Origin of the sequence: Photobacterium sanctipauli, from assembly GCF_003026495.1 — a bacterium.
GTDB classification, from domain to species: domain Bacteria; phylum Pseudomonadota; class Gammaproteobacteria; order Enterobacterales; family Vibrionaceae; genus Photobacterium; species Photobacterium sanctipauli.
The window spans coordinates 91,087-112,790 of sequence record NZ_PYMA01000006.1; the positions used below are offsets into that span (position 1 = coordinate 91,087).

The window sequence follows — 21,704 nt, forward strand, 5'->3', positions numbered from 1 at the left end:
CACTACATGGGCATGTATCCATGCCAATATAAATAAGGACAATTCAGTCGCAGAAGCCGAAACAAGCATACCAACCAACATATATTGGGCTGGTACAAGAATGGGTATTTTACCGCCATATCCCGTAAATCGAAACTAGATTAGCAAGATTCATTCCCGCCAAAGCGACAATAATTTGACATTCACATATATACCTGAAAGGCATGAAATTAATATTGATAATCTTTCGGTATATTCACCGCTTCCTTGGAGAGAACCGGTTTTCTGCCACGCCCTTTACGGTATTGCTTAAGCTGGAAAATATAAGCCAACACCTGAGCCACAGCACTGAATAAGCCGTCTGGGATCTGCTGTTCAAGCTCTGCGGTATGATAAAGCGCACGGGCTAACGGCGGTGCGGGCACAATATCAATTTGGTGTTCATTGGCAATTTCACGGATTTTAAGCGCGAGAAAATCTGTTCCTTTGGCAACGACAACCGGCGCTGAATCTTTTTCAGGGTCATAACGCAAGGCCACAGAGAAGTGCTCCGGGTTAGTAATGACCACATCGGCTTGCGGGACATCCGCCATCATCCGGCGCTGGGCCATTTCACGCTGAAGCATGCGGATACGCCCCTTCACTTCAGGCTTACCCTCGGTATCCTTGTACTCGTCTTTCACTTCCTGCTTGGTCATTTTAAGCTGCTCATTGTGCTGCCAAATTTGGTAGGGCACATCAATGGCGACCACGACCAGCAAGGAGCAGCAAATCAGCAATACAAAACCAAGCAAGATATCCAGCGCATGAAACAGGTTTTGCGGATAGACTTCGACCGTCAGCTGGAAGAGATCCTCCAGGTTGCCGCGCATCAGTACGAACGCTACCCCGGCCACCAGCGAGACTTTCAGAATAGACTTGATTAGCTCAACAATACTCTGCTTGCCGAGCATTTTCTTAAAGCCGCTGATCGGGTTCATTTTCGACATTTTCGGCATCGCTGCTTCCACCGAGAAGCTGATCCCCCCGAGGCCTGCCGCACCCAGTACCGCCGCGCAAAACAAAAAGGCCAAGACCAAAAACAGCGGGAAGGCGATATGCCAAATCGATGCCCAAATGACCGCAAACAAGCGGTTGAGATCGAAGATCTCCTCGCGGGTCAGCGAGAACATCTTGGTCATGACATCGGCCAATCCCTTGCCAAGTGATTCACCAAACCACATCAAGCCGACGGCACCCGCCACCAGCACAGCGACTGAAGCTAATTCTCTTGAGCGCGGTACTTGCCCCTTTTCCCGCGCCTGCTGAAGCCTTCGGGGCGTGGCATCTTCGGTACGTTCCTGACCGTCGGACTCTGCCATTAGCAATCCACCCTAATCAAACTACATACCTGACCAAAACCCAGCTCCCAGCTGTATTCATACTGCGGCATGATCCCCGCCACCAAGAACCAGCTGATCAAAAGACCTATCAGCAAGGCAAACGAAAAGCCCAAAGAAAAAATATTCAGCTGCGGCGCCGCCCTTGTCATCACACCAAAAGACAGGTTCACCGTCAGCAGGGCGATGATCCCCGCCAGGGCCATATTCAGGCCCATTTGGAACATCAAGCCGAACCAGCTGGCCAACTGGTAGTAATCAACCGGCCGCAGCATCGACTCGCCAATCGGCAAGGTCGTAAAGCTCAATACCACCAGGTTTAGCATGGTGAGGTGGCCATCGGTGGCCAAAAACAACATCACGGCCAACATCATATAGAACTGGCCCAATACCGGGGTATTCTGGCCGTTGGCCGGGTCGACCATAGAGGCAAAACCGATACTCGACTGCATACCCAAGATCTGCCCCAATAACACAAAGGTCTGGGTCACAAATTGGGTCACCAGCCCCATGGCGATACCGATCAACACCTGTTGCCCGGTGGTGAGGAACCCGGCAAAAGAGAGCAGTTCAATGTCCTTGGTGACGGCAGGCAAAATTGGCATCACCGCAAACGTCATGGTCACGGCAAGATACAAGCGGATCTTGGCCGACACAAAGCGCGCGCCAAAGAAAGTCATCACCATCATCATCGACGAGATGCGCGTCAGCGGCCAAAAGTAATTGGCAATCCAGTCGAGTAATAAGGCGGAAGAGAAGTTCATCGGCAATAAACCATGCTCAATAGAGCAGTTGCGGGATCTGCTCGATGATGCGATAGAAATAATCCATCAGCATCTGGGTCATCATATGACCAAAGAACATCAGTGCCAGCAGGGTGACGATCAAACGAGGGAGGAAACTCAACGTCTGTTCGTTTATCGACGTGGCCGCCTGAAAGACAGCCACAATCAAGCCGATCAACAAGCCCGGTATGACGATGGCACACACCATCAGCAATACCATGTACAAGGCTTCTTGGAATATCTCGACAAACGCTTCTGGGGTCATGTTCCGAAACTCCCCGCCAAGGTCGATAGGATCAGGTTCCAGCCGTCAACCAACACGAACAACATCAGCTTGAACGGCAACGATACAATCATCGGCGAAAGCATCATCATACCCATGGCCATCAAGACCGATGCCACCACCAAGTCGATGATCAAGAACGGCAAGAACAGCATGAAGCCAATCTGGAAGGCGGTCTTTAGCTCGGACGTGATAAAAGCAGGGATCAATACCGTCATCGACACTTCTTGCGGATCCGTCGCGGTCGAGCCCGACATGTTAACGAAGCTTTCGAGATCTTTGACCCGTGTTTGCTTGAGCATGAATTGGCGAAGCGGCTCCTGCGCTTGCTCCAACGCCTCAACCGCCGTCATTTCTTCGTTAATGTACGGCTGTACCGCATTGGTATTAATCTGGTCCAGCACCGGCGACATGATGAAAAAGGTCAGGAACATGGCGATACCAATGATCACCTGGTTCGACGGCGTTTGTTGCAGGCCCATGGCCTGGCGCAAAATCGACATCACCACCACAATCCGGGTGAACGAGGTCATCAAAATGACAATCGCGGGCAAAAAGCCCAGCGCCGTCATCAGCGCCAATATTTGCAATGTTATCGAGTAGTCTTCGGTACCATCGGGATTGACGGTGACAGAAAATGCCGGGATCCCACCGCCAGCGCCCTTGGCGGTGACCATTTTGGTTGCCCCGCCCTCGCTTTGCATCTCGCTGACCGTCACACTGCTCGCGGCTTCAGTTTCCGCCATCACGGGCAATGTGAACAACAGACTAAAAACCGCCAGAAGGGCGGCTATCACACTATTTCTTATCATCTTTTTTTAATAGTTTGCCCAGCTGGTTGGCAAAGTCTTGCCCGCCGGACACCTCATCCATGGCGATTGGTTGTTCCAACTTACCTAACAACGAAATATTTTGTTGCGTTACCCCAACCAGCATCTGCTCGTCACCCACTTGGAGCAGGACGATACGCTCACGCTGTCCAACGGGCAATTGGCGCAATATGCGCAACGAAGCATCACCCGATTGTACCCCCGGAAACTTCATCCGCTTAAGCAGCCATGCCAGGAACAGGATCACCGTGACCACCAGCACCAGGGAGGCCAATGTTGTTGCGATGTTTAGCTCTGGCGCCGCCGCGGCAGCTGCCGGTAGTGGCAATAGCCCAAACGCAACAATCAGCCCGAAGGCTGATTTAGAAAAACAATTAAAGAGCGTCATTCGTTTCATTCTTAGCGCAATTTCTTAATTCGCTCGGTTTGGCTGATCACATCGGTTAGACGAATACCAAACTTGTCGTTCACCACAACCACCTCGCCGTGGGCGATCAAGGTACCGTTAACCATCACATCCAGCGATTCACCGGCAACACGGTCAAGCTCAACCACCGAACCTTGGTTCAATTGCAGTAAGTTACGGATACTGATTTGGGTACGGCCCACTTCCATCGAAATGGTGACCGGGATATCCATGATGGTATCAAGCTTACGGCGCTCGTCTTCACCAAACGGCGCGGCATCGTCGGTCAATTCTTCCAGCGGTGCGGGTTGCGCGCTATTTTCCTCAGTTGCCTGCTCGGCCAGGGCTGCTGCCCAGTCATCCGCAATTTGTTGGTCATTCTGAGACATTTTTCTACCTACTCTTCATCTTGGCTGTCACTGTGGATATTCAACAGTGCGGTGCCTAATTCGTCACGGTCAAGGAAGGCCAGATCACTTTTCACCATGTCTGGTCGCTTGAGCTTCTCTGTAATTTTCAGGGCGACGTTATCACCCGATTTACCCATCTTGGCGCGATAGGTCGGCAAGTCTTCCACAAATACCGTTGCCGCTTCCGGCATATCAATCGGGATCACATCGCCGGGTTGCAACTCCATCAAGTCACGTAATGACAAGTCCACATCGAGCAGCTTGGCGCGCATATTCACCGGAACATCCATGATTTCATCACGCAATGCCTTGCTCCAGCGAACATCGGTATCCATCTTGTCACTCTGGACACCGGCGTCCAGCAATTCGCGGATAGGCTCAACCATGGAATAAGGCATCACCACATGGAAGTCACCGCCCCCGCCGTCCACTTCGATATGGAAGGAGCTCACCACGATCACCTCGGTCGGGCTCACAATGTTTGCCATGGTCGGGTTAACCTCAGAATCAAGGTATTCGAACTCGACCCCCATCACCGGCGACCATGCCTCGCGATAATCTTCAAAGACTAGCTTCAGCAGCATTTGTACAATACGGCGCTCGGTTGGGGTAAATTCCCGGCCTTCGATTTTGGCATGGAAACGGCCATCACCACCGAAGAAGTTCTCCACCAAAATAAAGACCAAGCGCGCTTCCATGGTGATCAGCGCCGTGCCTTTCAAAGGACGGAACCTCACCATGTTCAAACTGGTCGGTACATACAGGGTATTTTGATACTCACCAAACTTGAGCATCTGTACCCCGTTTATCGATACCTCTGCGGTTTTTCGCAGCATATTAAACAGACTGATCCGCATATGGCGCGCAAAGCGCTCGTTGATCAGCTCAAGGGTGGGCATCCGCCCACGAACAATCCGGTCCTGCGATGAAAAATCAAATGATATGACACCCGATTCGCTCTGGCCGCCATCATCCTCATCTTCTACGTCATCGACACCATGTAACAGCGCATCAATTTCGTCTTGGGTTAATAAGTCGCTCACATTAAACCTATTGCATTACAAAACCAGTAAATAGCACCCGTTCAACCACTTGTTGCCCGGCTACTTTCATCATCGCATCCTGGACCGATGACAATGCCTGCTGACGTAGGTCAATGCGCCCTGTCGGCGTTCTCAATTGCTCTACGGTCGCGGCGCCAAATGTTTGCAACAAGGTACTTTCAATCAATGGAATATGCTGGTTGGCCGATGCCTCGTTGGCATCACCACGCACCATTAGCTGTACCTTGACCTGCACGAGCCTGTCGCGTTGATCACCCGTTACATTAAAGATAAAAGGCTGGGGCAAAATGACATAATACGCTGGCTCACTTGCCACCGGCGCTGTGGACGTTTGGGCTTGTGCCATTTCCGGATCACTGCTGTCATCGCTCATGAAAAACCACCAAGCACCGCCCCCTAAACCGCCAAGCAAGAGGACTGCTGCAACGATGATAATAATCAGCTTCTTCTTTCCGCCGCCGTTTTCTTCATCTGCCATTTGGAATTATTCCTTTCACTCTATGTTCTTATCGGAGCAGTATAACATTATGCATAGTAATCGACGCCCTCTTTAGGCGCGGTTGCCCAAAGCTCATTCACATCGACGCCATGGAAGTCGTCGTCACCCCCAGGCCCTGCGTTGCTACCTTGCTGGCTGCCATTGCCTTGTTGGCCGTTACCCTGCGCTTGGTTCTGCTGACCAGCAAACTGACGGCCGCTATCTTGCTGCACCGACGTCTGGGCTAATTGCACCCCCTGCTGGCTTAGCAATTCGCGTAGCCTTGGCATCGCCTGTTCAACCAGGTCGCGGGTTTGCTGGTTGCCCACGGTAAACTGCACCGAGGCTTGATCGTTATTCATCGATAGCTTGATCTGCAGCTTACCCAACTCTGGCGGATCCAAACGGATATCCACATGCTTCAAGTTCTTCGACAGCATCATTTGCATCCGCTCTGCCAACTGCTCACCACCCTGCTCTTTGTTCAATGGCAGTGGCGGCTGTGTTGCCGCTTGCGCCTGATCGGTAGTGCGTGCTTGCAGCAGTGACTGGGCTGATGCCGCCGTCATGGCTGATTGCTGGTTACCTTGATCTGCACCCGTGTGGTTTTGGCCCGCCGAAGTCGGCTCAAGTTGGTTTTGGCCTAACCCTGCCGCTAAACCTTCGATACCGGCCTTACCCATCTCAGGGTCTACAGCTTCTTGGCTATCAGTTGGTTGCATTTGCCCCATAAAAGCGGCCATTGCCGGGTTCTGCGGCTGATTTAAGCTATTTGGTGCCGTAGTCGCGTCCGCACTAGCTGCTTGGCCTGCAGTAGATGCATTAATCAATGCGTTGGTTGCGGGCTGGCTATTCGCACTTCGGGCACCTACCTGTTGGCTATCCGCTGCTCGCAGGCTCTGCTCGGCATTTTTTGCCAGCTCTGTATTTTCTGCATTTACTGTACCCGCGTTAGCAACACTGCCACCAACAGCAGCTGTGGCGGCTGTATCGTCACCTAACGCTTGGTGCTGCTCAGGCGAAAGCTCACTGTCCACAGCCTTAGTTTGATCCTGCTGTTGACGCGAACCAGCCCCTTGCTGGGCAAACACCTGCGCCAACTGCTCGTCAGTCAGTCCCGTGCTTTCACCTTCTTCTGCCACCATAGCTGGCGACGAATCAGGTGCCAAACTAGACACAATAGCCGCTTCTGCCTTCGCCTTGTCCGGCGCAACATTATCGGCCAGCACAGTTTGTCCTTCCGGCGGCAAAGAGTTGCCTTCTTGTCGCAATTGGCTGGCTTGTCCATCACTATCAACTGCCTGAAGCTGCCTATTCGAATCGGACAAGCGCTTGAGCAACTCTTCACCTTCACTCATGGCTTGTTGCTTATCCTGCGCCGCCGCTGAGTTGCTCTCATTTTTGGCTGACGCAGCAGCATCCGCGCCAGCCGTATGACTGTTGGCCGCCTGAGCTGTTGCCGTTGAGCTAGCCTTCGTATCCAGCTCGATATCAGCCTCTGGCTGGGTTGATGGTGGCTGGACTGATTGCGACTGATCCGCTGCCGCTTTGCCTTCCGTTTTAACAGACGTGGTTTGCTCGGGAGTGCTGCTATCTTCCTGACTCACTTTGCTATTTTTAGCGTTCTCATTAGCCTCGGCGCTCTCTTTTGCAGCCTTAGCCTCGGCTGACTGAGCGTTGCTTGGCTGAGCCGTATTTTCTTTTGCGGTTGCTGCCGCGCCGTCAACAGAAGATCGAGCCTTATCCTGAGGCTTGGCTTCTGGGTTGCCTTTAGCAGCCTTGTCTTTTACCGCACCTTGCAATTGAGCAGAAAAGCCCGGCTTGGATTCATCCGCACTGGCAGGCTTGTCTGTTTGACCAGCTGGCGCAGGCGACGCCCCTTTGGTCGATACCGGTTCTGTTGTCAATAAACGGGATGAAAGCATACGGGCCCTTGCTGAGTAACACTTGGTTTAATCATTAATTACCCAATAGCAATGCAAGAATCACACCATCTTCGCGCTACATTGATAGCCTTCTTTATCGCGAGATACCGGCACTAGCGGGCGGAAGTCATTCGACGGGCAAACTGCAAGGTGGCAAATTCATCCATCAACTTTTGCTCTTGGCGATCAAGTTGCTGCTGTCGTTCTGTTTGCTTCTTATCTAGCAACCACTCAATCGAGCGGCGCTTCTTGCGTACTTCGTTCCAATGCTCGCTGCATTGCTCGATCTGCTGTTCAAACTGCTGGCCTGCCGCCTTCTGCTTGACCAGTGTTTCATCAAGTTGGTTGAGGAACTTCTGCAAATGGCCATATTCGCTGGCCGTCAAACCCTCCTGCCCGCGCACAGACAACTGCTTACAATAATCCAAGCGATATTGTTCAATCTGCTGCAATTGTTGCAAGTAGCTTTGATGCTCTAGCCGAGCTTGGTTCAGTGCCAATGCCGCCTTGTGCTCATCGTCACGGGTACGCTCGAGAATAAATGCGAGGGCTTCATCGGCCATGTGCTTTTCTTCCTTTATTGATATAACCAGCCGCTAAATTCATTTTACGAGCCACTAAGAATAGAGCGCAGCATGTTAACGCACATCTCGTAAGGAACAGACTCCTTCATCTGCTGCTGGAGGTAACCGTCCAATTTCGGTTTAAAGGTAAACGCCTGATCAATCCCCTGATCAGTACCTGGCTTATAGGCACCAATAGAAACCAGATCCTGGTTCTTGCGGCAAATCGACAAAATTTGGCGTACCGCCTTGGACATCAACATGTGCTCTTCGCTGACAATCGCTGGCATCACTCGGCTCACAGAGCGCTCGACATCAATCGCCGGATAATGGCCGGCATCCGCCATTTCACGGGAAAGTACAATATGACCATCCAGGATAGCCCTTGAGGCATCGGCTATCGGATCTTGCAGATCATCACCTTCGGTCAATACCGTAAAAAATGCCGTAATAGATCCTTGGTGCTCACCGCCATTACCGGCCCGCTCCACCAAGGCAGGCAACTTGGCAAACACCGACGGCGGGTAGCCTTTGGTTGCCGGCGGCTCACCCACTGAAAGGGCTATCTCACGCTGCGCTTGGGCAAAACGGGTGAGCGAATCCATCAATAGCAGCACATCCAAGCCTTGATCCCGGAAGTACTCGGCAATGGTGAGTGCCGTCTGGCACCCTTTTAAACGCATCAATGGCGAGGCATCAGCGGGGGCTGCAACCACGACTGCACGCTGGCGGCCTTCCGTCCCCAAAATTTCGTCAATAAATTCTTTTACTTCTCGGCCACGCTCACCAATCAGGCCGACTACCACCACCTGGGCCGTGGTGCCCCGGGTCATCATGCCCAAGGTCACCGACTTACCAACACCTGAGCCGGCAAACAAGCCAATCCGCTGCCCTTTACCGACCGTCAACAGGCCATTGATTGCCTTCAAGCCAACATCAAGCGGCTCTTTGATCGGCTTTCTTGCCAGTGGGTTAATCGGCTCGGCATTAAATGACGCGCGATCAGCCGTATAGATAGGCCCTAGCCCATCGAGCGGGTTACCGACCCCGTCAATCACTCGCCCGAGCAACTCCATACCCACAGGCAAACCGCTCGCATGCAAGATAGGCGTGACCTTCGCGCCCGGCATCACCCCGGTTAGCTGCTCGCTAGGCATCAAAAATAAGGTTTCGCCCGAGAAGCCAACCACTTCCGCTTCCATCTCGCCATTAAGGGTTTCGACTTTACATAAGCTGCCGACTGGCGCGCGGCAGCCGACCGCTTCTAGGGTCAAGCCAACGACACGCACCAAGCGGCCAGACGCCACCGGACGGCAAGCCGTATTTTGGGTTTGATAGCGGGAGAGGCGCTGTGCCAACGATGCCATTACTGGCCTCCGGCAGGCAACTGACTGTTAATACCGCTAAATTGCTTGAGAAGATGGCGAATGCGCTCTTCTAGTTGGTAGTCGACACTTGAGTCACCAGAGTGAACCTGAAGATCGCCCCGGCTCATCGCAGGCTCAGCCTGTAGCGACCATTTGCGCTCAGCTAGGTTATCCTCGCCGTAAGCATCCTTGACCAGAGCCAAATCATCCGGATGCAGGCTCAATGTAATTTGCTGTCCGGCAACCGGCAGTGTTGCCACCACTTCCCGCACGGTATTGAGGATCACCTGCGGGTTAGTTTGAACTTCGACCCGGATCAGCTCCCGGGCCAAGCTTGTTACCATTTGGATAACTTGCTCTTCAACTGCGCTGTCGACTTGCTGCAGTGGATTGGCCATCTTCTCAACTAACTGAGTCAAAAAACCAACCTGCTCGTCAATACGCTGCTGGCCTTGCTCAAGACCTTGTGCCAAGCCTTGTTCAAGCCCCTGAGCCAAGCCTTGCTCTAAGCCTTGTGCCGTACCCTGCTCCAAGCCTTGCACAAGACCGGCCTCACGTCCCTCAGCCAACCCTTCTTCGTAGGCAGATTGGCGGATCTCTTCAAGATCGGCCGCCGTCAGCGGCGGAGGGCCTTGCTCTTCCTCTTCCTCCATTGGCTGTGAATGCCATTGGGGATCATAGTTAAGTGCATTGTCGGTAACTTGCGGATTCTCATCGGCATAGTCCGGATACGCCCAACGCTCAAGCTCTTCCGCCTGATGCTCGGCTACCCGCATAAACCCACGACGACGCTCAGTTGTCATGGCGATTTACCGTGCTTGAAAAACGCTGCTGGCAGGACTTATAGGAACTCATCTGCGCCTCCGCCTGTGAGCATCAGCTCGCCAGAGTCAGCCAAGCGGCGGGCAATAGATAGGATTTCTTTCTGGGCCGCTTCCACATCCGCGACACGGATTGGTCCCATGGCTTCCAGATCATCTTGCAACATTTCAGCCGCACGCTTAGACATATTACGCAAGATTTTTTCGCGCAACATATCGTCGGCACCCTTAAGGGCTTTCTGCAATAGGTCTTGCGGCACATCACGCAGCAATGTTTGGATACCACGATCGTCGACTTCGGCAAGGTTGTCGAACACGAACATCAGATCTTCAATCTGGGTAGCCATGTCTTCATCGTTCTCGCGAATGCTATCCATCAACAAGCCTTCGACATTGTTGTCTAGGTAGTTCATGATTTCTGCCGCAGCCTTCAGGCCGCCAATTTTCGCGGCTTGCGCACCGGCTTGACCCGCGAACTGTTTCTCCATGATGTCGTTAAGCTCATGCAGTGCCGCCGGCTGAACTTCTTCAAGGTTGGCAATACGCATCATCAGATCCAGTCGAACCCGCTCAGGGAACTGGGCAAGGATTTCCGCCGATTGTTCCGGCTCAAGGTATGACAAAACAATGGTCTGGATCTGCGGGTGCTCGTTCAAAATAATGCTGGCAACCTGACGCGGATCCATCCACTTCAATGAGTCCAAGCCACGAGAGCCGCTCCCCATCAAAATTTGATCAACGAGGTTGTTGGCCTTATCTTCGCCCAGTGCCGCCACCAGCGTATTACGGACAAAGTCTTCGCTGCCCATACCAATGCTGGTGTACTTCTGGATATCCTCAAGAAAATGGCGGTGAACCGCAGAGACTTTTTCCTGATTCAGATCGGCCATGGCCGCCATCACCCCACCCACGCGCTGAACTTGCTTAGGCTCCAAGTGGCGGATAATACTCGCCGCATCTTGCTCGCTCAGGCTAAGCAGCAAGATTGCCGCCTTATCAGCCCCGGTGAGCGTGGTGATATCAAACTTTTTTTCGTCTGTGGTTGCGACTTCGTTAGCCATCTTCGTTTACCCAACTTTTCACGACCTGAGCGGCCAGATCCGGTTCATTTGCCACCAGGGCACGGACGGCTTTCAGTAGATCTTCATCTTTATGCAGGTTCGGCAAATCCAAACTACTGCTACTTAACTCGAGCGTATCGGCCCCATCCAACTCGGCGCCAATCAAATCAATGCCGTCGTTATCACCGGCCAACACTGGCAAGCCATTCTCATCCAACGGCGTACCATCTGCCGCCTGATTCGGGTAAAGCAGCTTGCGCATGGCCGGACGCACCAGCACCAACATCACAACCACAATCACCAACGCAGCCGCCAACCAACGAACCCACGAACTGAAATTCGGGTGCTCCCAAATTGGCAGATCGGCCACAATTTGCTCTTCCGGCAAGGCAAATGGCACAGAAATCACTTCCAGCATATCACCACGGGCTTCCGAGAAACCGACACCGCCCATCAACAGGCGGGAAATTTTCGCCAGCTCGGCTTCGGTAACAGGCACTCGCGTAATTTCACCGGTTTCCGGGTTAACCACTTGCTTATAGTCAATGGCAACAGAAACAGTTTGGCGCTGAACAGTGCCGGTTTGGGCACGTTTGTGGCGAATCGTGGTATCTAGTTCGAAGTTACGAGTTGCTTCACGGTGAACCGAACCGTTGTTCGAGCCGGCACCAGACTGCAAGTCGGCAATATCTTGCGGTATGGCGCTGTCAGCCGGAGGCTGGTTACTCAATGCCCCCGGAATACCAGCTACTACATTACCGTTGTTGTAATCTTCGAGCGTGTATTCACTACGGGTGGCTGGGGTATTAGGATCGTATTGCTTACGCGTTTCTTCGACGGCACTGAAGTCCATCGATACATCCACTTGGGAGGTATAGTTCCCCAGACCCAAAACCGGGATCAGAATAGCGTCAATCTTCTCTCTTAATGCCTGCTCTTGCTTGCGCTCTAACTCATATTCTTTACGGCGCGCCGTTGCGCTCGGATCTTCGGTACCCGAGCTCAGCAAACGGCCATGCTGGTCGGTTACCGTCACACGGGTCGGCCTAAGGCCAGGCACAGCGGTTGCCACCATATCAACAATCGAATCAACTTCTTGCTGGCCCAGACTGCCACCGGTGCCCAGCGTCAGGAATACCGTTGCACTCGCTTCCTGGTTATGGCGTACAAACACACTCTGCTTTGGCATTGCCAGCAAGACTTGCGCTTTACGCACTTGGCGGATCTGCTCGATAGCACGCGCCAGCTGGCGCTCGCGGCTGAGTTTCAAGCGCTCACGCTCAAGGCGTTGCGAGACACCGAAGCCCATGTCCTGCAGCAGGATATCGTCACCTTCGGCAACACTGTTATTCAAGCCCGCGCGGGTCATTTCAAGCTTGGTCGAAGAAAAAGAATCGGCTGGCACCCGGATGGTATTGCCATCGAGTGTATAAGGAATTTTTTTCTGGTCGAAATGGTCGAGGATCGGGATCAACTCAGCGGTTTCATAGGTGCCAAGCGGGCGCATCTCCGGCTCTTTGATCCAAGAGATAACAAGGACAATCAAGGCTACGCAGATAGCAACAGACAGCACCAAGATCACTTGGCGCAATAAGTCGAGGTTGCCAAGCATGCTGTCAACGCGCGAGGCACTCTTCTCTTCTACATCCGAGTTTTGCAGCTCTAGCTCAGAGTCTGTCACAACAGGTGCAGGCGCATTGCCTGCCACCGCGAGCTCATTGTTGGTTGATGGTTCCGACACTCAAAAATTCCTGACTTAAACCGGCATATTCATTAGTTCTTTGTACGCTTCGACCATTTTATTGCGTACTTGGACGGTCGCTTCAAAAGCCACACTCGACTTGTTTCGGGCGATCATAACATCTGACAAAGAAACACTGCGGTCGCCTTGGTCAAAGCGGGTCTGCAACTCACTCGATTGCGACTGCAAGCCGTTCACCGATTTAATCGCATCACCCAGTACGGCACCGAAGTCGGCGCTGACTTGCTGCCCGGTGGCAGGACGTGACGCATTCTGTGCTTCCAGCATCATTGCCTGCAGCTCATTCTGTAATCCATTTACCTTCATCTAATGCTCCAGACTGTCAAAAAATTGTCAGTGTAAAATATAAAAAATATATTCTTGGCACACGGCTAATTAACTAATTTATTAGCAGTATGCCGTAAAATAGTACGCTAAGTGATGCTTAAACTGGGATGTCAATTCCAGCATCACGCATTTTCGCCAATTTATAGCGTAATGTGCGCGGGCTGATCCCCAATTTCTCGGCAACATCTTTACGACGCCCGTTACAGGCAAGAATGGTGTCTAGAATAATGGAAAACTCTTGTTCTCGCAGCTCATTTCCTAACCCTTCTGCAGCAGCTGGCTGCATCGTGCCCTTTTCTGTTTCTTGAGCAGGGACCACATTCGGCACCACCGCCGACTCAACCACGTGCTGCAAGCCACCCGCATCCAGCCAATCTAGCCCTTCGAGCAGGATATGCTCGCAGTGAATGGCATGGCCGTCACACAGGATCAAAGCACGTTGGACAACATTGTCTAGCTCGCGAACATTCCCCGGCCAGCTGTACTGCTGAAGCTTTGCCAAGGCTGTGTTATCTAGCTGGGGCACGGGCATTCCCTGCTTCATGCAATGGCGCTCGATGAGGTAAGTTGCCAACGGGGCAATATCCCCCGTGCGCTCTGCCAATGCAGGCCAGGCAATCGGGAACACATTCAAGCGGTAATACAGATCTTCGCGGAAGTTGCCTTCACTGACGTATTGTTTAAGGTCGCGGTTACTGGTTGCCAGCACACGAACATCAAGCTTGATACTCTTTCGGCTACCTAGCCGCTCGACTTCACGCTCTTGCAGTACCCGCAGTAGCTTGGCCTGCAGGTTTAAATCCATTTCGCTAATTTCATCAAGCAAGATGGTGCCTCCCTGCGCTTGCTCGAACTTACCCGGACATGCCTGTACCGCACCGGTAAATGCGCCCTTTTCATAACCAAACAGGGTCGCTTCCAGCATGTTATCCGGAATTGCCGCACAGTTAATGGCAACAAACGGCCCATCATGACGATTAGAATGGCTGTGGATATAGCGCGACATCACCTCTTTGCCCGAGCCACTCGGCCCCAAGACCATCACGCTCGCATCGGTCTTGGCCACTTTTTCCGCCAAAGACAATAGCTTGATCGATTTCGGATCGGCCGCTATCGCTTGTCCCGATTCAGCTTTAACCGGTGCATAGCGGCTAACCATATTAAGCAAAACTTCGGGAGCGAAAGGTTTAGCCATGTAATCAATGGCCCCTTCTTTCATCGCCGAAACCGCATCTTCGATATTGGCGTAGGCGGTCATTAGCAACACCGGTAATTTAGGCCAATGCTGCTTAATACTGCGCAGCAAACCCAAACCGTCCATGCCTGCCATTTGCACATCGGAAACAACAATATCAACAGGTTCAGACTTCAGTAACAACAATGCCTGTTCGGCACTGTCAGCTTCTAGCCACTGATAACCTGCCAGTGCCAGGGTATCGACTAGCGCTTCGCGCAAGCCTTCGTCATCCTCAACAACCAATACGCGGCTCTGATTCATTGTTGTTCTCCAGTTTTTTGTTCTTGTTGGTTATCAGTTGTCGGACTGTCTGGTGCTATATTCAATTCGGCCAACGGCAATGTCACTGTAAAGCAGGCCCCTTTCCCTAGCTCTGACTCCAATGACAGCCGCCCCTTGTGGGCATTCACTACCGTCTGCACCACCGCAAGGCCTAGCCCGGTGCCTTGCTGACGGCTGGTATAAAAGGGTTCAAAAATCTTCTGCTGCATGTCCGGCGCAACACCCGGCCCGTTATCCAACACGGCGATATGTACCCACTGCTCATGAATAACGGCTTTCAATGCCACCTTACATTGCTTGCCCGCCATCTGAATCGCATTGGTGATCAAGTTACTCACCGCACTTGCCAACGCGTTGGCATTGCCCAGTATTTCTTGCTGCTCATCATCACAATCAATGCTGAAATCCACCTGATTGCTCAACACTTGGGTCTCGACCATGGCCTCAAGTTCATTCAGCAAAGTTTCCAGGCTAAAACGCTCAACAACCTTGTTATCACCGCCTTTGGCGAACAGCAGCATGTCATTGACCTGCTTTTCCAGATCATGGAGTCTATCAACGAGCTTGGTCTGGAAGCGATCACGCGTTGCCGCATTGAGGTTCGGCGAACCCAAGTTACTGGCATACAACATGGCACTCGACAGCGGCGTCCTCACCTGGTGGGCCAAAGACGCAACCATCCTGCCCAGTGACGACAAGCGCTGCATTTCACTGATACGGGACTGCAATAGCCGGGTTTCCGTCATGTCGGTCATAAAAATAAGCTGTCCGCTTTCTGACGCGGAAATAGCCAGCTTGACTCGGCGACCATTTCGCAGCGAGACCTCATGGCCATCATCTTCACGGGGCGAGAAAGCCCGTTGGATCACCTGGAACCAACGCTCACCTTCTAGCGGCTCCCCCAACAAGCGGTAAGCCTCGGGGTTGGCTTCGCGCACGATACCTGCAGAATCAAGGAAGATCACCCCTGATGGCATCACATCGAAAGCTTGTTGATATCGACCAACTTGTTGTGCCAGTGTACCTAGCGAGGAATGACTCTCTTCCATTGAATACCCGAAATACGCGCAAAAATATAATTACCAATGGTAGGTAAGCATAATTTATGCCAATAAAAAACTAATTTTATCAGGGTGTTGGAAGTGGGAAAAGAAATTTGACGGCGCCAAGAATTTGACACCGCCGGTAGTCACAGCCTAGCGAAGTGCTTCTTTGCTCAGGCCATATTTACGCATTTTCTCAACAAGAGTAGTACGTCGCATACCCAGCATATCGGCAGCGCGCGCAACGACCCCAGATTGTGCTTCCAATGCCTGTCGGATCATCTCTACTTCAAGTTCAGCGAGCATTTCCTTCAGATTCAACCCTTCCGGTGGTAAATCGTTCATGCCAGCCTGATCCTCAGGCTCTGCATAATGGCTGGCAAACATGTCAGCCAAAGCGGCACGCTCCTGATCTTCGACCGACAAGAAGTTATCCTCCGGCTGGAAATCAGGCAGTTCGCTGTAACGATACTTCATCGGCAAATGGCTCACATCCACCATTTCACCCGGGTAGAGGATAATCAACCGCTCAATCAAGTTCGCCAGCTCACGGATATTGCCAGGCCAATCGTGATCCATCAAAGAGGTAATCGCACGCGGGGTAAAGTGAATAGGCTTCGCCCCTTCAGCTTCCATTCGAGCAAGCAACTCTTGCAGCAGCAACGGAATATCTTCGATGCGCTCACGCAGTGCCGGCATCTCGATTGGGAAAACATTCAAGCGGTAGTAAAGATCTTCGCGGAATTTCCCCTCGCTGATCATGTCTTCCAAGTTGCGGTGAGTCGCGGCCACAATACGGACATTCGCCTTGATGGTTTCGCTGCCGCCAACACGCTCAAAGCTGCGCTCTTGGAGCACGCGCAGGAGTTTTACCTGCATTGAAGACGGCATATCACCAATTTCATCCAAGAACAGCGTGCCGCCCTCGGCTAACTCAAAGCGACCTTTTCGTGCCGAGATCGCGCCGGTAAACGCGCCTTTTTCATGGCCAAACAACTCACTTTCAAGCAAGTCTGGCGGGATGGCACCACAGTTGACAGGGACAAACGGCCCCTTGCCTCGTGATGAATGGTAATGGATATTACGTGCGACAACTTCTTTACCGGTGCCAGATTCACCCAGAATCAGTACGCTGGCATCGGTTGCTGCCACTTGCTCAATCAAATGGCGGATCTGGCTGATCGCTTCGCTGCGGCCAACCATACTACGGAATAAGGTATTTTTACGTCCTAGCTGGGGCGTTTGGAATGCGCGTTTACCAAGGAACTCTTGGCAGTGACGAAGGGCATCGGTAAATTGACCATAATGCAATGGCAACTCTAAAGACCCCACATAATTGGGTAGCCCAGCCAGCTCACTGTCGTGATTGGCCAATGCAATCACGGGGATGTGGTTATGAATGCGAAGAAAATCGAGAATTCGATTCAACAATTTACCGGAACTAATATTACCCAGTAAACAGGCTCCCCACGCATTTTCCCACAGCGAATTATCGACCTCGGATGATGACAATGTTTCATGCTGCTCACCAACAAAGTTCAAAATGACACTTAGATCATGGCGATGCTGTTGATCATCATCAATAACGAGAGTTTTAGCTAAAGCTTGCATAGGAAAGATATTGCCTGCCTTTATAGGATTTATTCTATTTATGGCTTGTAGACCAAATATGACACCACATTCGGCATTAGTTTACACCGAAAAATGTGAGATCACCGAGAACCAACGACCAAATAATTAGGACATTGTAATAAAAGCACAGGATAAGGCAACTGGGGACACGCAAAAGCTGTGACCCCAGTACAAAGGAAAATACAAACCAGCGTGGATTCTGGCTGTTTTTGACGGTGGGTGCTAACGTACCAAAGGCAATTAGCCGAGTTGCGTCATATTGTGATACTCCGCTGGGATCTGATCCCATGCCGATTTGATCTCGCGAAGCATTTCAATGACATCATCAAGCGGCTCTGGCTGGTTTTCTTGGTTAGCCTTGTAGATCTGCTGGATCATGAAATCATACAGTGCATCAAGGTTGGTGGCGATTTCCGCCCCATCTTCCATCGATAAGCAGCTGCGCAAGCTGATCACAATGTCCAACGCCTTGCCTAGACGTTCGCCCTTAACAGCGATCGAACCCTGCTCCATTGCTGCCTTGCCCTGGATCAAGCGCTCAATTGCCCCTGCCATCAGCATAGAAATCACACGGTGTGGTGATGCCGATGTTAATTGACTATCTACCGAGACTCGCTTGTAAGCCTGTAGAGATCCTCTCATTGCCATTGTTCTAACCTACCGAAATTTATTGTAAACCTGCATCGAGCGTTGCCCGTGCTGTAGTCGCTGTACTTGTGCTGCCGATCGTTCGCGATGCTGGCGGATACGCTCAAGTATTCCCGACGTACGCTCTATAGCTTGTTGCCATCGCTGCTTTTCCAGCTTGTCAGGCTCAGCCATCAATTGCTGTAACACCAACTCGCGTTGCTCCAACAGTTGTTGAAGCTGTACCGAATCAACGTCGTCCGACGCCGCCAGTACCCACTCAAGTTGCTGATCAATCTGTTCCAATTTTTTCATCTCGACTCCCGCAGCCCCGTCGTTATGACGGCATCATGCTCATCATCGAGTTCAACTGACTTTTCATTTGTCCCATGGCGTTATCCATGGCGGTGAACTGGTCATGGGTACGCTTTTGCACGCTCTCCATACGGCGGTCTAGCCTTGTCTGTTCACTGTTAAGGCGCATATTCTGATCATTGAGGCTGTTTTGGCGCCCTTTGATACTGCCGGTGATGCCGGTGTGAGCGTGGATCAAGTCTTCAATCTTGCGGGCAAAGCCGTCACGGCTGCCAAAAAATTCACCGACATCGGCAAAGTTTTGCTCCAGCTGGCGATCCAAGACGTCATAGTCAATTTCCAGCCGCCCTTCCATCGTTGTCATCACCCCGAGCTCACTCAAGGTTTTGATCGACTCAGGAGCACCTTCAACCGGGGACGCAAACGCATTACGCAGTTGGTTATCCACGGTACGAACAATACTGTCGCCTACCAGCGGCCCTTTTTCTTGGGTCTCGGGATCAAACTTACCCAGCTCTTGCGACACCGAAAAAAACTGGTTGTAAGCATTCACAAACTGTTCAATCGCACCGCCCACAGCATTACGATCGTAAGCCACATCAACCAAGATATCTTTTGGAACAACCCCGTCTTTGGCTTCCGGCACCGCCAGCAAATTTAGGTCAACGCCATCAATCGCATCTTCAATGGTATTGGTATCGCTGGTCACGACCGCCAAGCCGTCAATCAGTACCCTGGCATCGCCAGCTGCCTGCATTTCGGTCATCGAATTGAGGTCGCTATTGGGGTTGAAGCCAAATTTTTGCAACGTACTCGTGACGGGCGCATCCACCCTGACCTTGATTTGGTTTTGCTCACCACTTTTATCGGCCGTCAACACCAGCCTTGCCCCGACATCGTCCTTAATCACCGATGCCATGACCCCGGAATTTGAAGGGTGGCGGTTGATTAAGCGTACAACGTCAATAATTTTGCTTTCGTCCTCAGGGATCTCGACATCAAACATGCCTCCCCCGAGCGAAACCGTCATCTTACCGGCACCTAGCTTTTGGTTTTCATCAAAAGTGCCCGATACGATTTTATGCGATTGCGCGAGTTGCTCGACCTTAACATTGTACTTGCCCGGAATGGCTTCATGATTAGCCGATGCCGTGATGATATCTGTGTTGTCACTGGTGACGGTACGGGCTGCAAGGGTGTGATTACGACGAAAATCCGCCATCATGTATTTCATTTCATCCAATGCGCTTTTCAGCTTGCCATAGGCACTGACGCTGACATCAATACTCTCGCGCTGCCGATTAATACGCTCCTCTTTGGGCGTACGCTCAGCATCAACGATGGTTTTCACCATGGTGTTGATATCAAGACCGGAAGCGGTGGCTGCTGCGCCTATGTTCATTGACTACCTCGAAATACTAGACTTTCGTCGTTACCAACCCCCCCGAATTTGCCGCTAGCCGGCGGGACAGCACTAGCAAGTCTTCATCCGGAATTTGACGAACCACTTCACCGGTCCGCTTGTCATAAATCGTGACAATGTTCTTTCCAGATTCTTCATCGATTCGAAACGACAGCCCTTTATTGATAGTAGAGCCGACAAACTCCTCGATGCGTTCCACCACCTTTTCCAATTCCTCGCGCTGCATTTGATGCTGCTTTTCAACATTCGGCGATTGTTCGATACGTCTAACATCGCTGTGGCCGCCATCGCTGCTTTTGCTGGTTGCCTGTTGTTGACCCGAGGTGGCAAGGGGTGTCCCTTGAGAATGACTTACCGTTTTATTAGCAATATTTGTGCCAACGGCTGATTGTGAATTGGAAGATGTACGAGAAGAAAAGGAAGAGGAAGAAGTAGAAACGGGTTTGACATCCATATTCTCTCACCTTTTTAAAGCGAAAAGCGGCAAGGTGGTAACACCTTGCCGCTATTGCGAGGGATTAACCTAGTAGGCTTAGTGCCGCTTGCGGCGCCTGTTTTGCTTGAGCCAAGATAGAAGTAGAAGCCTGCTGTAGGATCTGGTTCTTGGTCATGTTAGTTGTTTCTTTCGCAAAGTCAGTGTCACGGATACGGCTGTTAGACGCGTTCACGTTTTCATTAACGTTGTTCAAGTTGTTGATAGTGTGGCTTAGGCGGTTCTGAGAAGCACCTAGCTCTGCACGGTTAGAATCGATGTATTTCATCGCGCCATCAAGTACAGCAACCGCTTGCTGAGCACCGCCTACTGACGTTACATCAACTTGTGCAACCGTTGTATCAGCGGCTGTACCTGCAATCGATGCGTCTACTGCATTACCAGCAGCATCAGTCATTGCGATAGTACCAGTCGTCACGCCAACAGTACCTGCGTCAGAGAATAGCTGTAGTTCGCCGTTTTCTGAAACAGACGCATTGATCTGGTCATTCTGACCGTTAATTCGAGTTGCAATTTCTTCGATGTCGTCACCGGCAACCAGGCCAACATTAATCGCTGTTGCATTACCCGCGCTGTCAGTTACAGATAGCTCGATAGCAGTATCAGCGTCTAGCGTAGAATCTGCAGTCGCAGCATTGCTTGAAACCAGTAGGCTACCACCCATTTTCGCTTCGTCAGCACGGATGTTGTTGAAGCTCATTTGAACCGCTTCACCTGAGTCTGCACCTACCTGGAATGAACGAGAGCCGAAAGTACCGTTTAGAAGCTTAACACCACCGAAAGAGGTCGTTTCTGCGATACGGTTTAGCTCGTCCTGTAGTGCGGTAACTTCCTGCTGGATTGAATCACGGTCTTCTTGCGAGTTAGAGCCGTTAGCAGACTGTAGCGATAGATCACGCATACGCTGCAGGATGTTAGTGGTTTCCTGCATTGAGCCTTCAGCAGTTTGCGCCATTGAGATACCGTCGTTTGCGTTACGTACGGCAACGTCAAGACCACGGCTCTGAGTTGTCAAACGGTTAGAGATCTGAAGACCTGCAGCATCGTCTTTTGCACTGTTGATTTTGCTACCCGTTGCAAGACGCTCCATCGAAGTTGCTGTTGCGTCAGTCGCCTGACCCAGGTAACGCTGAGCGGTCATTGCAGAAACGTTAGTATTTACTGTAACTGCCATAATGTATCTCCTTGTGTATTCAAAATGGCTTGACCAGC

At 51.7% G+C, this 21,704-nt stretch carries 23 protein-coding genes; all 23 read right to left on the reverse strand.

Annotation, left to right across the window (positions count from 1 at the left end; genetic code table 11):
- Positions 1–209: 209 nt before the first annotated feature.
- The 23 genes from flhB to C9I98_RS11600 all read right to left on the reverse strand — a co-directional run bounded on the left by flhB (position 210) and on the right by C9I98_RS11600 (position 21,666).
- The gene (gene flhB, locus C9I98_RS11490) at positions 210–1,340 is read right to left on the reverse strand and encodes a flagellar biosynthesis protein FlhB (protein ID WP_036830969.1); all 1,131 of its coding nucleotides are present in this window, start codon (positions 1,338–1,340) and stop codon (positions 210–212) included.
- Entirely contained in the window at positions 1,340–2,122 is a 783-nt protein-coding gene (fliR, locus tag C9I98_RS11495) for a flagellar biosynthetic protein FliR (RefSeq protein WP_036830967.1), read from the reverse strand. The genes flhB and fliR overlap by 1 nt, the downstream gene beginning before the upstream one ends.
- A gap of 16 nt (positions 2,123–2,138) precedes the next feature.
- Complete coding sequence (fliQ, locus tag C9I98_RS11500; RefSeq protein ID WP_036830965.1) at positions 2,139–2,408, reverse strand: flagellar biosynthesis protein FliQ; 270 nt, start codon at positions 2,406–2,408, stop codon at positions 2,139–2,141.
- Complete coding sequence (fliP, locus tag C9I98_RS11505; protein ID WP_036830964.1) at positions 2,405–3,238, reverse strand: flagellar type III secretion system pore protein FliP; 834 nt, start codon at positions 3,236–3,238, stop codon at positions 2,405–2,407. The genes fliQ and fliP overlap by 4 nt, the downstream gene beginning before the upstream one ends.
- Complete coding sequence (gene fliO, locus C9I98_RS11510; protein ID WP_107272005.1) at positions 3,225–3,644, reverse strand: flagellar biosynthetic protein FliO; 420 nt, start codon at positions 3,642–3,644, stop codon at positions 3,225–3,227. Before fliO ends, fliP begins: the two co-directional genes overlap by 14 nt.
- Before the next feature lie 11 nt (positions 3,645–3,655).
- Positions 3,656–4,051 carry a flagellar motor switch protein FliN gene (fliN, locus tag C9I98_RS11515; RefSeq protein WP_036822914.1) on the reverse strand — a complete coding sequence of 132 codons (396 nt, stop codon included), beginning with the start codon at positions 4,049–4,051 and terminating at the stop codon, positions 3,656–3,658.
- 8 nt (positions 4,052–4,059) lie between these two features.
- Positions 4,060–5,115 (reverse strand): flagellar motor switch protein FliM, encoded by a 1,056-nt coding sequence (gene fliM, locus C9I98_RS11520; protein ID WP_036822911.1) that lies wholly within the window; start codon positions 5,113–5,115, stop codon positions 4,060–4,062.
- A 7-nt stretch (positions 5,116–5,122) separates the two neighbouring features.
- Positions 5,123–5,614 (reverse strand): flagellar basal body-associated protein FliL, encoded by a 492-nt coding sequence (gene fliL, locus C9I98_RS11525; RefSeq protein ID WP_036822908.1) that lies wholly within the window; start codon positions 5,612–5,614, stop codon positions 5,123–5,125.
- Between the two features lie 47 nt (positions 5,615–5,661).
- A complete protein-coding gene (locus C9I98_RS11530; RefSeq protein ID WP_107272006.1) occupies positions 5,662–7,539 on the reverse strand; it encodes a flagellar hook-length control protein FliK in 1,878 nt (625 codons plus the stop codon).
- A 113-nt stretch (positions 7,540–7,652) separates the two neighbouring features.
- The gene (gene fliJ / locus C9I98_RS11535) at positions 7,653–8,102 is read right to left on the reverse strand and encodes a flagellar export protein FliJ (RefSeq protein ID WP_107272007.1); all 450 of its coding nucleotides are present in this window, start codon (positions 8,100–8,102) and stop codon (positions 7,653–7,655) included.
- Between the two features lie 44 nt (positions 8,103–8,146).
- Complete coding sequence (gene fliI / locus C9I98_RS11540) at positions 8,147–9,469, reverse strand: flagellar protein export ATPase FliI (RefSeq protein ID WP_036821008.1); 1,323 nt, start codon at positions 9,467–9,469, stop codon at positions 8,147–8,149.
- The gene (gene fliH / locus C9I98_RS11545; RefSeq protein WP_036821011.1) at positions 9,469–10,272 is read right to left on the reverse strand and encodes a flagellar assembly protein FliH; all 804 of its coding nucleotides are present in this window, start codon (positions 10,270–10,272) and stop codon (positions 9,469–9,471) included. Before fliH ends, fliI begins: the two co-directional genes overlap by 1 nt.
- 38 nt (positions 10,273–10,310) lie before the next feature.
- On the reverse strand, positions 10,311–11,351 hold the full coding sequence (fliG, locus tag C9I98_RS11550) for a flagellar motor switch protein FliG (RefSeq protein WP_036821014.1): 1,041 nt from the start codon (positions 11,349–11,351) through the stop codon (positions 10,311–10,313).
- Positions 11,344–13,092, reverse strand: a complete 1,749-nt coding sequence (fliF, locus tag C9I98_RS11555) for a flagellar basal-body MS-ring/collar protein FliF (protein ID WP_036821017.1) — start codon at positions 13,090–13,092, stop codon at positions 11,344–11,346. Before fliF ends, fliG begins: the two co-directional genes overlap by 8 nt.
- Positions 13,093–13,107: 15 nt before the next feature.
- Entirely contained in the window at positions 13,108–13,419 is a 312-nt protein-coding gene (gene fliE, locus C9I98_RS11560) for a flagellar hook-basal body complex protein FliE (protein WP_036821019.1), read from the reverse strand.
- 118 nt (positions 13,420–13,537) lie between these two features.
- Positions 13,538–14,938 (reverse strand): sigma-54-dependent transcriptional regulator, encoded by a 1,401-nt coding sequence (locus tag C9I98_RS11565; protein WP_036821023.1) that lies wholly within the window; start codon positions 14,936–14,938, stop codon positions 13,538–13,540.
- Complete coding sequence (locus C9I98_RS11570; protein WP_036821026.1) at positions 14,935–16,008, reverse strand: sensor histidine kinase; 1,074 nt, start codon at positions 16,006–16,008, stop codon at positions 14,935–14,937. The genes C9I98_RS11565 and C9I98_RS11570 overlap by 4 nt, the downstream gene beginning before the upstream one ends.
- A 147-nt stretch (positions 16,009–16,155) precedes the next feature.
- Positions 16,156–17,613 (reverse strand): sigma-54 dependent transcriptional regulator, encoded by a 1,458-nt coding sequence (locus tag C9I98_RS11575; RefSeq protein ID WP_107272008.1) that lies wholly within the window; start codon positions 17,611–17,613, stop codon positions 16,156–16,158.
- 261 nt (positions 17,614–17,874) lie between these two features.
- A complete protein-coding gene (fliS, locus tag C9I98_RS11580) occupies positions 17,875–18,276 on the reverse strand; it encodes a flagellar export chaperone FliS (RefSeq protein ID WP_036821041.1) in 402 nt (133 codons plus the stop codon).
- A gap of 15 nt (positions 18,277–18,291) precedes the next feature.
- Positions 18,292–18,576 (reverse strand): flagellar rod protein FlaI, encoded by a 285-nt coding sequence (locus C9I98_RS11585; RefSeq protein WP_036821032.1) that lies wholly within the window; start codon positions 18,574–18,576, stop codon positions 18,292–18,294.
- 22 nt (positions 18,577–18,598) lie between these two features.
- The gene (gene fliD / locus C9I98_RS11590; protein ID WP_036821035.1) at positions 18,599–19,978 is read right to left on the reverse strand and encodes a flagellar filament capping protein FliD; all 1,380 of its coding nucleotides are present in this window, start codon (positions 19,976–19,978) and stop codon (positions 18,599–18,601) included.
- 16 nt (positions 19,979–19,994) lie between these two features.
- On the reverse strand, positions 19,995–20,453 hold the full coding sequence (locus tag C9I98_RS11595) for a flagellar protein FlaG (RefSeq protein WP_036821038.1): 459 nt from the start codon (positions 20,451–20,453) through the stop codon (positions 19,995–19,997).
- A gap of 64 nt (positions 20,454–20,517) precedes the next feature.
- Positions 20,518–21,666, reverse strand: coding sequence for a flagellin (locus C9I98_RS11600; RefSeq protein WP_107272009.1), 1,149 nt, complete (start codon positions 21,664–21,666; stop codon positions 20,518–20,520).
- Positions 21,667–21,704 lie beyond the last annotated feature (38 nt).

Excerpts from the sequence above, each read along its gene's own strand:
- C9I98_RS11575 (WP_107272008.1), bottom strand. The coding sequence starts at position 17,613 with ATGCAAGCTTTAGCTAAAACTCTCGTTATTGATGATGATCAACAGCAT.
- fliG (WP_036821014.1), bottom strand. The coding sequence starts at position 11,351 with ATGGCTAACGAAGTCGCAACCACAGACGAAAAAAAGTTTGATATCACC.
- fliQ (WP_036830965.1), bottom strand. The coding sequence starts at position 2,408 with ATGACCCCAGAAGCGTTTGTCGAGATATTCCAAGAAGCCTTGTACATG.
- C9I98_RS11600 (WP_107272009.1), bottom strand. The coding sequence starts at position 21,666 with ATGGCAGTTACAGTAAATACTAACGTTTCTGCAATGACCGCTCAGCGT.
- fliS (WP_036821041.1), bottom strand. The coding sequence starts at position 18,276 with ATGAGAGGATCTCTACAGGCTTACAAGCGAGTCTCGGTAGATAGTCAA.
- fliN (WP_036822914.1), bottom strand. The coding sequence starts at position 4,051 with ATGTCTCAGAATGACCAACAAATTGCGGATGACTGGGCAGCAGCCCTG.
- fliO (WP_107272005.1), bottom strand. The coding sequence starts at position 3,644 with ATGACGCTCTTTAATTGTTTTTCTAAATCAGCCTTCGGGCTGATTGTT.
- fliD (WP_036821035.1), bottom strand. The coding sequence starts at position 19,978 with ATGAACATAGGCGCAGCAGCCACCGCTTCCGGTCTTGATATCAACACC.
- C9I98_RS11565 (WP_036821023.1), bottom strand. The coding sequence starts at position 14,938 with ATGAATCAGAGCCGCGTATTGGTTGTTGAGGATGACGAAGGCTTGCGC.
- fliR (WP_036830967.1), bottom strand. The coding sequence starts at position 2,122 with ATGAACTTCTCTTCCGCCTTATTACTCGACTGGATTGCCAATTACTTT.
- fliP (WP_036830964.1), bottom strand. The coding sequence starts at position 3,238 with ATGATAAGAAATAGTGTGATAGCCGCCCTTCTGGCGGTTTTTAGTCTG.
- flhB (WP_036830969.1), bottom strand. The coding sequence starts at position 1,340 with ATGGCAGAGTCCGACGGTCAGGAACGTACCGAAGATGCCACGCCCCGA.
- C9I98_RS11530 (WP_107272006.1), bottom strand. The coding sequence starts at position 7,539 with ATGCTTTCATCCCGTTTATTGACAACAGAACCGGTATCGACCAAAGGG.
- fliI (WP_036821008.1), bottom strand. The coding sequence starts at position 9,469 with ATGGCATCGTTGGCACAGCGCCTCTCCCGCTATCAAACCCAAAATACG.
- C9I98_RS11595 (WP_036821038.1), bottom strand. The coding sequence starts at position 20,453 with ATGGATGTCAAACCCGTTTCTACTTCTTCCTCTTCCTTTTCTTCTCGT.
- C9I98_RS11585 (WP_036821032.1), bottom strand. The coding sequence starts at position 18,576 with ATGAAAAAATTGGAACAGATTGATCAGCAACTTGAGTGGGTACTGGCG.
- fliE (WP_036821019.1), bottom strand. The coding sequence starts at position 13,419 with ATGAAGGTAAATGGATTACAGAATGAGCTGCAGGCAATGATGCTGGAA.
- C9I98_RS11570 (WP_036821026.1), bottom strand. The coding sequence starts at position 16,008 with ATGGAAGAGAGTCATTCCTCGCTAGGTACACTGGCACAACAAGTTGGT.
- fliH (WP_036821011.1), bottom strand. The coding sequence starts at position 10,272 with ATGACAACTGAGCGTCGTCGTGGGTTTATGCGGGTAGCCGAGCATCAG.
- fliL (WP_036822908.1), bottom strand. The coding sequence starts at position 5,614 with ATGGCAGATGAAGAAAACGGCGGCGGAAAGAAGAAGCTGATTATTATC.
- fliJ (WP_107272007.1), bottom strand. The coding sequence starts at position 8,102 with ATGGCCGATGAAGCCCTCGCATTTATTCTCGAGCGTACCCGTGACGAT.